This window comes from Metapseudomonas resinovorans DSM 21078 (genome assembly GCF_000423545.1).
GTDB classification, from domain to species: Bacteria; Pseudomonadota; Gammaproteobacteria; order Pseudomonadales; family Pseudomonadaceae; genus Metapseudomonas; species Metapseudomonas resinovorans.
Genome location: NZ_AUIE01000014.1, coordinates 40635 through 52667, shown reverse-complemented (window position 1 = coordinate 52667; position 12033 = coordinate 40635). Strand labels below are relative to the sequence as shown.

Here is a 12033-nt window from a genome sequence, read left to right as displayed (position 1 = left end):
CCTTATTGGGTCTGCATGGCTTGCATCTGGGCGGCGTCCGGTGCCGTTGCACCGCGCACCTGGCGCTCTTCGCGCAGCAGTTGCTCGGCGCGGGCACGCTCGGCCTGCGGCAGTTGCTGTTCCACGCGTTGCGCCAGCTCCAGGGCCTGCGGCGTGTTCTTGGGCAGGGCGAGTTGGCTGAAGACGTAGGCGTTGACCAGGTTGGGTTGGATGCCCTTGCCTTGGGTGTACATCTGGCCGAGGGCGAAGTCGGCATTGATCTGGCCGTTGCGGGCGGCGCTGAGCAGGTGCTCCAGGGCCTTGTCCGGGGCGATGTCGCCCAGGTAGCCGCGCAGGTAGATCTGGCCCAGCAGGTAGTTGGCGCTGGGCTCGGTGGGTGCGGCCTTGAGCAGGTGCTCCTCGGCCTTGCGCGGGTCCAGGGGGACCAGCTTGCCCTCGTAGTGGAGGCGACCCAGCAGCAGTTCGGCGCGGGGCAGGGACGCGGCACGGCCCTTTTCCAGGTAACCCAGCATCTGCTCGGTATCACCGAGCGCCGGATACTCGTAGAGCAACTTGGCCAGGCTGACCCAGGCGGCGGGGTAGGCCGGGGCCAGTTCCTCGAGCATGGCCTGGGCCTTGCCTTCGTCGGGCTTGCCGAGTTCGGCATCGGCGAGCACCTGGGCCACTGACTCCACGCGCTGGGCGGGGATGCGCCCGGCGTGGTAGCCGGACATCAGGCCATCCAGCAGTTTCTGCTGGGCGTCAGCCTTGCCTTGCTTCTGGTAGACCGTGGCCAGCTCGACGTAGCAGACGTCGGCCAGGGCCAGGCTGCGGGTGCAGATCTGCTCGATCTCGCCCAGGTGCTGATCGTAGGTGCCCTGGGTGCGATAGAAGAGAATCTGCGCCAGCTCGGCCTGGGTGTGTCCTTCGGCGCGCCATTGGGCGATGCGTGCGGGCACGTTCACGGAGGGGAAGTCCTGCGGGTACTGCAGGTAGAGCATCACCAGCGGCAGCAGGCTGGTCTCCTCACCCGCAGCGAAGGACTCCTCCAGCAGTTGCGCCGTTTCGCGGCGCTCCGCCTGGCTCAGCTCGGTCTTGCGCGCCAGCAGCTTGCCCAGGCGGGCTTTGGCGCGCGGTGACTGGTCCATGGCCTGGCGGTAGGTTTGCTCGGCCTTGGCGAGTTGCTCGGGGTCGCCGCTGGCCACCTGCAGGTCGGCCAGGCCGACCGCGGCATCGGCATAACCGAGCTCGGCCAACTGGCGGAAGTTCTGCTCGGCGGTGGCGCTGTCACCGCGCTTCAGGGCTTCGCGGGCGAGGCGTTCGTCGGGCAGCCCGGCGCAGCCGGCCAGGGCGATAGCCGCAGCCAGCAGCAGGACAGGGGGGGTGTGATGGGCCATGGCGGTGCCCTCCTCAGAAGCCGGCCGCCAGGGCACGGTCGATCAGCCAGTCAAGGGACGGGCCGCGATCGATGCTGACTTCCACCGGCTGGCCGGCGAGGCTGCTGGGCAGCGGCTCGTCGGGCTGGACGGTGGCGCGGATGTCGGCGGACATGCTGCCGTCATGCAGGTTGCTGCTGAGGATCTTGCCGTGGCGCACCTGGTCTTCGCCGGCCACCTGGAAGGTGACGCGAGCACCTGGCTTGGCCTGGGCGATGTTGCGGAAGGGGAAGCGCGCCTGCACGGTGGCCTGGGTGTCCTGGGGCACCAGTTCGAATATCACGTCGCCCTTGCTGGCGAACTGGCCATCGGCGACGAGTTGGCGGGCGATCTTGCAGTTGCAGGGGCTGGTGAGCGTGCCCTTCATCTGCTTGCCGAAGAGTTCTTCGACATTGCGCGGCGACAGTTGAGCGTCCGTCAGGTGACCCTTGAGCATTTCCAGCATGGTGGCGCTGAAGGACGCGATAGGGGCGCCTTTCTCGACGCTGGCATCCGGGCCCACCAGGCTCTGCACGGTACCTTCGCGGGGCATGGTGACCTGCATGGAGGGCACCGCGACCATGGCCGAGTCGGCATGGGTGACGAAGTAGAGGCCGTAGAGGGACTTGGTGATGTACGCAAAGGCGCCGACGCCGATGACGAAGATGCCGAGGCTGAAGCTGACGGCCTTCAGGCGGCCCAGGGCGCCCATGCCGCCGCCGGCCCCGGCTTTGCGCGGCTTGGTGAAGTTCTCGCGCTGCAGGGTGTTGAGCAGGTCGCCGGCGCTGACCAGTTCGCCGGAAAGGTGCGAGCTGATCAGGTAGCGCAGGGTGGCGATGTCGCGCGGTTGCAGGTTGTGGAAGACGCAGCCGATGCGCTCGTTGCGGGTGTCCACGGCGCGTACCTGGAACTCCACGTCAAGGCCCAGGCTGAGGCCGTCGATCTGGAACATCAGGCGGCCTTTGTGGTGGTCGCCGACATGGGCGCCCGCGCGGCCAGCGGTAAAGGCGAAGCCGCCGGCGGAAACGTCCAGCAGCGACGCCTCGAAGCGTTCGCCACGGGCGATGTAGCGGACTTTGCCCGGGATCTTCACCCGCGCATGCTGGCGCTGGGCTTCGGATTCATGCACCACATTGAGATTGACGGCTGTATTCATGGCTTCGATTCCTGTCAGGTTCCTTGTGCTCACACGATCGCCAGCAGCGTGGCGATGAATACGCTGGTTGCGGAGAAGGTCATGGCGCGTGAGGACCAGGTGTTGAACCAGCGCGAGAAGCTGGCGAGGTCACGGTTGAGCTTGGTGTTCTGGCGGGTCCAGGACTGCTGGTCGAGGCGGAAGAAGACGTAGATCTTCACCAGCGCTCCGACGATCTGGTTGTAATAGAGGATCAAGGGATAGGCCGGCCCGATCCGGTGCCCGGTGATGCTGAGCAACAGGGTCAGGACGAAGCGGGTGAGGCCGATCCACAGCAGGTACACCAGCAGGTAGGCGATGCTGTACTTCAGGCTGGCGATGATGGCCACGGCCAGGCCCAGCAGGCAGGTCCACATCGACGCGCGCTGGTCGGCCAGTACCACGGTGGTGAACCAGCCGAGGCGACGCGGACCGAGCGCCAGGGCGCGGGAGTTCTGCCTCAGGTTGTTGCCGTACCAGCGGAACATCAATTTGCGGCTGGCCTTGATGAAGCTCTTCTCCGGCGGGTGCTCGACCGTGTTGATCGCTGCGTCCGGCACATAGAAGGTGTCGTAGCCCAGGCGCATCAGGCTGTACCAGCTGGACTTGTCGTCACCGGTGAGGAACTGGAAACGCCCCAGGCGCCAGTGGTCGAGGTGGTCGCTTTCCACGTCGGCGATGAAGTCCGGGTCGGTCACTACCTGGGCGCGGAACACCGACATACGGCCGGTCATGGTCAGCACGCGCTTGGAGAGCGCCATCGAGCACATGTTGAGGTGGCGCTGGGCGAAGCGCAGCTTGTGCCACTCGCTCATGATGTAGCTGCCGCGCACTTCGCAGAACTCATTGGTGGTCAGGCCGCCGACATTCGGGAAGAGCTTGAACCAGGGCACGGTCTTCTTCACCACGCCTTCGGCCAGCACCGTGTCGCCGTCGACCACCGCCACCACCGCGTTCTCGTCCGGCAACTGCCGGGAAATGGCGCGGAAGCCGTAGGCCAGGCCGTCGCGCTTGCCGGTGCCGGGAATGCGTACGAAGTCCAGCTTGACCCGCGAAGGCGGTGCCAGCTTGGCCCAGAGGTTCTTCACCAGCAGTTCATCGGAGAGTTCGACGATGGAGCAGACCACGGTGGTCGGATAGCCGCAGTCGATGGCTTCCTGGATCACCGAGCGGTAGACCATTGCAGTGGTCAGGGCCTCGATGCGGAAGCTGGTCACCAGCAGGAATACGTGGGACGGGTCGGCCGCGTTGCCGAGCTTGGCCAGGCGCCGCTTGTACCAGGGGTAGACGACGTAGAGGAACAGCGTGCCGCGCACGAAGTGCAGGGCGCCCATGGAGTAGCGCCAAATGCCCACAGCCCCGATCAGCAGCAGGAAGTGCTTGGAGTCGGGGTCGAACACCGACTTGGGCAAAGCCAGTGCCAGCAGCATCAGCGCGATGAGGTAGAACAGCCAGCCCGAGGCTTCGAGCAGGCCATGCTTGATCTTGTCCATAGAATCGTCCCGGGCTCGTTGCGGATGCCCCCTCCCGGGTGGGAGGGGGCAGGGCGCTTACCAGCAGATCCCCTCGGCGTTGCCTTGGGTGCCCTTTGGCATGAAGCCCACCAGGTCGATCACCTGCTTGCCGGCCGGCGCCTTCTGGGCCAGCGGGGCGAACAGTTCGTCACGGTTGCCCAGGACGATGATGTCGGCCTTGTCGACCACCGAGTCGAAGTTGCTGTCCAGCAGCGACGACACGTGGGGGATCTTCGACTCGATGTAGTCCTTGTTGGCGCCATGGACGCGGGCGTACTCGACGTTGCGGTCGTAGATGCTGAGGTCGAAACCCTTGCCGATCAGCATCTCGGCCAGCTCCACCAGCGGGCTTTCACGCAGGTCATCGGTACCCGCCTTGAAGGACAGGCCGAGCAGGGCGACCTTGCGCTTGTCATGGCCGGAGATGATGTCGAACGCCTTCTGCACCTGGCCGGCGTTGCTGCGCATCAGCGAGCCGATCAGCGGGGAGTCCACGTCCAGCGAGGTGGCGCGGTAGTTCAGCGCACGCACGTCCTTGGGCAGGCAGGAACCGCCGAAGGCGAAGCCGGGGCGCATGTAGTACTTGGACAGGTTGAGCTTGTTGTCCTGGCAGACCACGTCCATCACTTCGCGGCCATCGACGCCAACGGCCTTGGCGATATTGCCGATCTCGTTGGCGAAGGTGACCTTGGCCGCGTGCCAGACGTTGCAGGTGTACTTGATCATCTCGGCCACTTCGATGTCCTTGCGGATGATCGGCGCGTCGAGTTCGCGGTACAGGGTCTCGAGTACGTCGCCGGCAGCCTTGTCCAGCTCACCGATGACGGTCATGGGCGGGTAGTCGTAGTCCTTGATCGCGGTGCTTTCGCGGAGGAACTCGGGGTTCACCGCCACGCCGAAGTCGACGCCGGCCTTCTTGCCGGAGCAGTCTTCGATGATCGGGATCACCACATTCTTCACGGTGCCCGGCAGCACAGTGCTGCGCACCACGACGGTGTGGCGCTCGGCCTTGTCGCGCAGGGCGAAGCCGATCTCGCGGCAAACGCCTTCGATGTAATCCAGGGACAGGTCACCGTTCTTCTTGCTCGGGGTACCGACGCAGATGAAAGACACCTGGGTTTCACGCACCGCACCGGCAACATCGGTGGTGCCGCGCAGGCGGCCGGTTTTTACGCCTTGTTGAAGAAGTTCTTCCAGACCCGGTTCGACAATGGGCGATTTGCCATTGTTGATCAGGTCGATCTTGGTCTGAGAAACGTCGACGCCGACAACTTCATGACCACGAGCAGAGAGGCAGCCGGCGCACACTGCACCAACATAGCCCAAACCGAAGATGCTGATTCGCATCGTATTCACCTCGTCCTTTCAGCACGCTGTTTAATATGTGACGTTAGTGTCACTTCCGTTTGCACTGTTATGTCGCAACTGCAACTTTCCAGTGCACAGGCATGATTAATACCGGACGCCAAAGTTAGGGCGCCTGAACAGGGCATGTCGTTACGCTTGCCCGGGTAGAGTCCTGAGCTGATCGCCGCAAGGGCTCTGGCTCGTTGGTTTTGTCCAGTAGGTCGAGTTTGTTGCGCTTCTCCTTAATCAACTTATTTGGTTTTCACCAGATAAAAACTACCCCTCGGCTGTGCGCCGATAGTTACCAAGGCAGTTTGAGATCACACCGAAATATGGTGTGAAGAATTAAGTCACGGGGGTATGAGTGTCCGTCTTTTCGGATAGTTCCTACCGTTCGTCCCTGAATTTGCTTATTGCAGTTTTTTGACTACGCCCTATGTCTGCTCGGTGGCATTCTCAGAGTTGGCTTGCTTGGGAAAAGTTCCAGATAGTGCAAATTGCAGGATTTCAGTGATTGCATTTTGCAAGTTGGCCACTATAAGTCAGCATGTTGGCCAGTATTAAAATGGTATGTGTGCCGGCCATATGATCTTGAAGTGATATTGGAAACTGCAGTGGCAATTACGTGGCACGCAGGAGTTGATTGGCGTGCGCTCGCAGGTTGGGCAGAGCGCAGCGAAGTCCAACGGCGGAGGCGGCAGGCGGGGCGGGGCGGGAAGTTACGCTTCCAGGGGCGGAAACAAGAACCCCGCCGGGCGGCGGGGTTGTTTGCATCAATCTTCGGGATGGTCGCGCAGGAACACCAGGCTGTCCGGCTTGGAATGCTCCACGGAGTAGCGGTAGCCCTGGTAATTGAAGTCCTTCAGGCCTTCGGGGTCCCGCAGGCGCTCCTTGATCACGTAGCGGGCCATCAGGCCACGGGCCTTCTTGGCGTAGAAGCTGATGATCTTGTGCTGGCCGTTCTTCAGGTCCTTGAACTCGGTGTCGATGATGCGGGCGTTCAGCGCCTTGCGCTTCACCGAGCTGAAGTATTCGTTAGAGGCCAGGTTGAGCAGGATGTCGTCGCCCTGGGCCGCCAGGGCTTCGCTGAGCCAGCCACTGATGCGCTCGCCCCAGAAGGCGTAGAGGTCCTTGCCGCGGGCATTGGCCAGCTTGGTGCCCATTTCCAGGCGGTAGGGCTGCATCAGGTCCAGCGGGCGCAGCAGGCCGTAAAGGCCGGAGAGCATGCGCAGGTGCTGCTGGGCGAAGTCGAAGTCGGCTTCGCTGAAATCTTCGGCGTTGAGTCCGGTGTAGACGTCGCCCTTGAAGGCCAACAGGGCCTGTTTGGCGTTGTCCGGGGTGAAGTCCGGGTGCCAGCTGCCATAGCGGGCGGCGTTGAGGCCGGCGAGTTTGTCGGACAGGTGCATCAGCTCGGCGATCTGCGCAGGGCTGAGCTCGCGCAGTTGCTGGATCAGCTCCTGGGCGTGGTCGAGGAACTCAGGCTGGGTATGGCGCGAGGTGACCGGCGGGGTCTGGTAGTCCAGGGTCTTGGCAGGGGAAATCACCAACAGCATCGAATCGTCTCCTTCGGGAACGCGACGATTCTAGGGATTTGCGTGTGTTGGCTCCACCTATACCGCCGATAGGCAGACGGGACGCCTCAGGCGGATCGACCGCCAGGGACGGAAAATTCGGGGGGATTCTTGGGGAGGGGACTTTCGACTTTAACGGGCACTTTCCTACGCGCCAAGGGGTTTTTGTCGTGGTGTGAAAAAAGACGCGTACAGGCAAAAAAGTTCTTTTTTCTGTCATCCCGAATGGAGTATTAACAAAGCAGACCGCCGAACCCTGCAGACAGGTGGCGGCCATCGGCCCTCACCCTGTTGGCAGCATCCCCCGAACGGCATGACCCGGAAGGGGGAAGTCGGCGGCGCTCCGCGGCGGAGCGCCAGCCTGGCATTCCGTCGCTTGGCCCTATAAGAAGGTGACCGAGTATGGATGACCACGGACGCTCCCGCCCTACCGCTCCAACCTTGTACGCGCTCGACACCAACGTCCTGATTCACGATCCCAACGCATTGTTCAATTTCCAGGAACACCACGTGGCCATTCCGATGACCGTGCTGGAGGAACTGGACAAGCTCAAGACCGGTAAACAGGGCGTTGCCGCTGAATGCAGGCAGGCCATCCGTAACATCGACAAGATCCTCAGTGGCGCCACCCCTGAGGAAGTGGAGCACGGAGTACCCATCCAGCGAGAGAAAAGCGGCCCTTGCGGCTTCCTCTCGATCCTCATGAGCAAGAGCGCAGCCCCCATCACCTGGCTGCCCGAAGACCTCAACGACAACAAGATCATCAACCAACTGGTGGAGCTGAAGAGCCGCAGGCCAGGCATGTCCGTGGTGTTGGTGACCAAGGATATCAACATGCGCCTGAAGGCGCGGGCGTGCGGGATCGACTCGGAGGACTACCACACCGACCAGTTGGTGGACGATGTGTCCCTGCTGTCCCGTGGCTATCACGACATGCCGGGCTCCTTCTGGGACCGCGTGAGCAAGGTCGAGACCCGTCAGGACCACGGACGCACCTGGCACCGGGTACAGCTCACCGACAACCTGCCGGCGGTACACGTCAACGAGTTCATCGTCGACGAGCAGGGTTTCGTTGGCTGGATCAAGGGCATCAAGGCCGATGAACTGCTGATCCTCGACCTGCACCAGGAGCCACTGCTGCATCAGGAAGCCTGGGGCCTGCGTCCGCGCGATGTGTATCAGGCGTTGGCGCTCTACGCGTTGTTGGACCCGGATATCCACCTGGTCAACCTCAGCGGCGCGGCGGGTTCCGGCAAGACCATCCTGGCGCTGGCCGCGGCTATCGAGCAGACCATGGTCAGCAAGCGTTACCGTCGCATCATCGCCACCCGCAGCGTGCAGGGCCTGGACCAGGAAATCGGCTTCCTGCCCGGCACCGAGGCGGAGAAGATGGAGCCCTGGCTGGGAGCGATCACCGACAACCTTGAAGCCTTGCACATGGATGACGAGAACACCCACGGCAGCGTGGATTACATCCTCAGCAAGGTGCCGCTGCAGTTCAAATCCCTGAACTACATCCGCGGCCGCAGCTTCCAGCAGAGCCTGATCATCATCGATGAGTGCCAGAACCTGACGCCGCACCAGATGAAAACCATCATCACCCGTGCCGGCACCGGGTCCAAGGTGATCTGCCTGGGCAACCTGGCGCAGATCGATACCCCTTACCTTTCCGCCCCCAGCTCGGGCCTGACCTACCTGACCGAACGCTTCAAGGACTTCCCCCACGGTGTGCACATTACCCTCCAGGGTGTGCCGCGTTCCGTGCTGGCCGAGTACGCCGAAGCTCACATGTGACCCTCACCTCCCGCCGGGCGGCACCTGCCGCCCGGTATGGGTTTCTGTATACAATCTGTCTCCTGTCCGAGGAGACTTGCAGTGCTTACCCATCTCGATTCCGAAGGTCGCGCCAACATGGTCGATGTCACCGACAAAGCGGTGACTTCTCGTGAGGCGACGGCTGAAGCCCGTGTGCGCATGCGCCCGGAAACCCTTGCCATGATCCAGGCCGGCGGCCATCCCAAGGGCGACGTGTTCGCCGTGGCGCGCATTGCCGGCATCCAGGCGGCAAAGAAGACTTCCGACCTCATCCCTTTGTGTCACCCGCTGATGCTCACCAGCGTCAAGGTAGAGCTGGAAGCGGAAGGGGAGGACTGCGTGCGCATCGTCGCCCGTTGCAAGCTCGCCGGGCAGACCGGTGTGGAAATGGAGGCACTGACCGCTGCCAGCGTTGCCGCCCTGACCATCTATGACATGTGCAAGGCCGTGGACCGCGGCATGACCATCGAAACCGTTCGCCTGCTGGAAAAGCTGGGCGGCAAGAGCGGCCACTACCAGGCCGGGGAGTAATGATGATTCGCGTGCAGTATTTCGCCCGTTACCGTGAAGCGCTCGGCATTGAAGGCGAGCAGCTCAACTGTGACCCGGCGTTCGCGAAGCTGGATGATCTGCGTCAGCACCTGTTGGCCCGTGGCGGCGTTTGGGAGGTGCTCGCCGAGCAGAACCTGATGTGCGCCCGTAACCAGGAACTGTGCAGCCTGGACGAGGCCCTCGCCGATGGCGACGAGGTTGCCTTCTTCCCCACGGTCACCGGAGGCTGAGATGGCCATTCGCGTGCAGGAAACCGCCTTCGATCCCGGTGTTGAGCTCAACGCACTGCACGCGGCCAATGTCGGCATTGGCGCGGTGGTCGGCTTCGTTGGCTACGTGCGCGATTTCAATGAGGGTCAGGACGTGGCGGGGATGTTCCTCGAACACTATCCGGGCATGACCGAGAAAGCCCTGGAGAAAATCGCTGTTGAGGCACGGGAGCGCTGGCCGCTGCTCAATGTGGATATCCTCCACCGCGTCGGCCGCCTGGAACCTGGCGAGCCCATCGTCTTCGTCGGCACCGCCAGCGCCCACCGGCAGGCCGCGTTCGACGCCTGCAACTTCATCATGGACTACCTCAAGACCCGCGCGCCCTTCTGGAAGAGGGAAGACACCGCCGAAGGCCCGCGCTGGGTAGAAGGGCGCTGCAGCGACAAGGCGGCGGCCGAGCGCTGGAAATGAGCCTGGTGCAAACTGCTTTTCTGTAGGTTCGAAAAAGCCCGGTCAGCCGGGCTTTTTCATGGGTGATTGACGATGTGTACATTTGAGTCCAGTATGGACTCATAAGTACAAGTTAGCGGCCTACACGATGATCCATCGCCAGCTACCCATAGCATTCCCATGCCGGCCAGCCCCGGCGGCGTCTTCTTCTGCCTCGCAAACCCATTTCGAACCTGCTCGCCAAGCCCTGTGGCGGGCATCCATCCGTACTGCGGGAGTCGCACCATGAAGAAACTCGTTCTGCTGGGCAGCCTTGCCCTGAGCCTGCTGGCCTCCAGCGTTTTCGCCGCCGACAAGCCCCTGCGCATCGGCATCGAAGCTGCCTATCCGCCTTTCGCCTTCAAGACACCAGAAGGGCAGATTTCCGGCTTTGACTACGACATCGGCAACGCCATGTGCGAGGAAATGAAGGTCAAGTGCCAATGGGTCGAACAAGAGTTCGATGGCCTGATTCCCTCTCTCAAGGTGAAGAAAGTGGACGCTGTGCTGTCGTCCATGACCATCACCGAAGAGCGGAAGAAGTCCGTGGACTTCACCGGTAAGTACTACTACAGCCCGGCGCGTCTGGCGATGAAGAAGGGCGTCGTGGTCGATTCCGAGTTCAAGAGCCTGGTGGGCAAGACCATCGGCACCCAGCGCTCCACCACCACCGACCGCTTCGCCACCGAGGTGCTGGAGCCCAAGGGCGTGAAGATCGTGCGCTACAGCACCCAGAACGAAATCTACCTGGATGTGCTTTCCGGTCGTCTGGATGGCGTGCTGGCTGACGTCTTCCCGCTCAACGAAGGCTTCCTCAAGACCGATAGCGGCAAGGGCTTCGAGTTCGTCGGCCCGGTGCTGAACGATCCGCAGTATTTCGGCGAGGGTGCCGGCATCGCGGTACGCAAGGGTGATAACGAGCTGCGGGAGAAATTCAACAGCGCCATCAAGACCCTGCGTGAGAACGGCAAGTACCAGGCGATCCAGGCCAAGTATTTCGACTTCGATATCTACGGCGATTGAAGGGCTGAACCCTGCCGAACGAGCCGCGCGATTGCGCGGCTTTTTCATTCTGGTAAGCGGCTGATGCTTTCGTCCCGACGATGCTGGGGGAACTGTTGGGCTTCGCTTCGCTCAGCGCCACCCTGCGAAATGAAAAAGGGAACCCGAAGGTTCCCTTTCTCGTTCAGCGTCCAATCCTCAATGCAGGATCTGCCCCAGGAACAGCTTGGTCCGCTCGTTCTGTGGGTTATCGAAGAAGGCGTGAGGCTCGTTCTGTTCGACGATCTCGCCCTTGTCCATGAAGATCACCCGGTCGGCCACGGTACGGGCGAAGCCCATCTCGTGGGTCACGCAGAGCATGGTCATGCCGTCGTGGGCCAGGCCGATCATGGTGTCGAGCACTTCCTTCACCATCTCCGGGTCAAGTGCCGAGGTCGGTTCGTCGAACAGCATGATCTTCGGCTTCATGCACAGCGCGCGGGCGATGGCTACACGCTGCTGCTGCCCGCCGGAGAGTTGTCCCGGGTATTTCAGGGCCTGCTCGGGAATGCGCACACGCTCCAGGTAGTGCATGGCGATTTCCTCGGCCTGGCGCTTGGGCATCTTGCGCACCCACATCGGCGCCAGGGTGCAGTTCTGCAACACGGTGAGGTGCGGGAACAGGTTGAAGTGCTGGAACACCATGCCCACTTCGCTGCGGATCGCCTCGATGTGCTTGAGGTCGCCGGTCAGCTCGGTGCCGTCGACGATGATGCGGCCCTGCTGGTGCTCTTCGAGACGGTTGATGCAGCGGATGGTGGTGGACTTGCCGGAACCGGACGGACCGCAGAGGACGATGCGTTCGCCCTGCTGCACGTCGAGGTTGATGTCCTTCAGCACGTGGAACTGGCCGTACCACTTGTTCACGCCCTGCAGACGGATGATCGGCTCGCCGGCGGTTTTCTTGCTTGCTTCAGTCATGGAGT

The 12033-nt window shown here is 62.4% G+C and carries 11 protein-coding genes; 5 read left to right on the top strand and 6 right to left on the bottom strand.

Features of this window, described 5'->3' with window-relative positions; genetic code table 11:
* Positions 1-2 precede the first annotated feature (2 nt).
* The 5 genes from algK to yaaA form a co-directional block, all read right to left on the bottom strand.
* Entirely contained in the window at positions 3-1376 is a 1374-nt protein-coding gene (gene algK / locus G559_RS0112885; protein WP_028628608.1) for an alginate biosynthesis TPR repeat lipoprotein AlgK, read from the bottom strand.
* 13 nt (positions 1377-1389) lie between these two features.
* Positions 1390-2550, bottom strand: a complete 1161-nt coding sequence (locus G559_RS0112880; protein ID WP_028628607.1) for an alginate biosynthesis protein Alg44 — start codon at positions 2548-2550, stop codon at positions 1390-1392.
* Positions 2551-2579: 29 nt separating this feature from the next.
* The gene (alg8, locus tag G559_RS0112875) at positions 2580-4061 is read right to left on the bottom strand and encodes a mannuronan synthase (RefSeq protein WP_028628606.1); all 1482 of its coding nucleotides are present in this window, start codon (positions 4059-4061) and stop codon (positions 2580-2582) included.
* A 57-nt stretch (positions 4062-4118) separates the two neighbouring features.
* Positions 4119-5429, bottom strand: coding sequence for a GDP-mannose 6-dehydrogenase (algD, locus tag G559_RS0112870; protein WP_028628605.1), 1311 nt, complete (start codon positions 5427-5429; stop codon positions 4119-4121).
* Positions 5430-6202: 773 nt separating this feature from the next.
* Positions 6203-6982: a peroxide stress protein YaaA gene (gene yaaA, locus G559_RS0112865; protein WP_028628604.1), complete on the bottom strand. Its 780-nt coding sequence runs from the start codon at positions 6980-6982 to the stop codon at positions 6203-6205.
* Between the two features lie 420 nt (positions 6983-7402).
* On the opposite strand from yaaA, the gene G559_RS0112860 reads away from it, so the two are divergent.
* The 5 genes from G559_RS0112860 (at position 7403) to G559_RS0112840 (ending at position 11089) form a co-directional block, all read left to right on the top strand.
* Positions 7403-8794: a PhoH family protein gene (locus tag G559_RS0112860; RefSeq protein WP_028628603.1), complete on the top strand. Its 1392-nt coding sequence runs from the start codon at positions 7403-7405 to the stop codon at positions 8792-8794.
* An 81-nt stretch (positions 8795-8875) separates the two neighbouring features.
* Positions 8876-9346, top strand: a complete 471-nt coding sequence (gene moaC, locus G559_RS0112855) for a cyclic pyranopterin monophosphate synthase MoaC (protein ID WP_028628602.1) — start codon at positions 8876-8878, stop codon at positions 9344-9346.
* Between the two features lie 2 nt (positions 9347-9348).
* Positions 9349-9597 (top strand): MoaD/ThiS family protein, encoded by a 249-nt coding sequence (locus tag G559_RS0112850; RefSeq protein ID WP_028628601.1) that lies wholly within the window; start codon positions 9349-9351, stop codon positions 9595-9597.
* A 1-nt stretch (position 9598) separates the two neighbouring features.
* Positions 9599-10048, top strand: coding sequence for a molybdopterin synthase catalytic subunit MoaE (gene moaE, locus G559_RS0112845; RefSeq protein ID WP_028628600.1), 450 nt, complete (start codon positions 9599-9601; stop codon positions 10046-10048).
* A gap of 264 nt (positions 10049-10312) precedes the next feature.
* On the top strand, positions 10313-11089 hold the full coding sequence (locus G559_RS0112840) for an ABC transporter substrate-binding protein (protein ID WP_028628599.1): 777 nt from the start codon (positions 10313-10315) through the stop codon (positions 11087-11089).
* A gap of 177 nt (positions 11090-11266) precedes the next feature.
* On the opposite strand, the gene G559_RS0112835 is transcribed toward G559_RS0112840, so the two are convergent.
* A complete protein-coding gene (locus tag G559_RS0112835) occupies positions 11267-12028 on the bottom strand; it encodes an amino acid ABC transporter ATP-binding protein (RefSeq protein WP_028628598.1) in 762 nt (253 codons plus the stop codon).
* Positions 12029-12033: the final 5 nt, after the last annotated feature.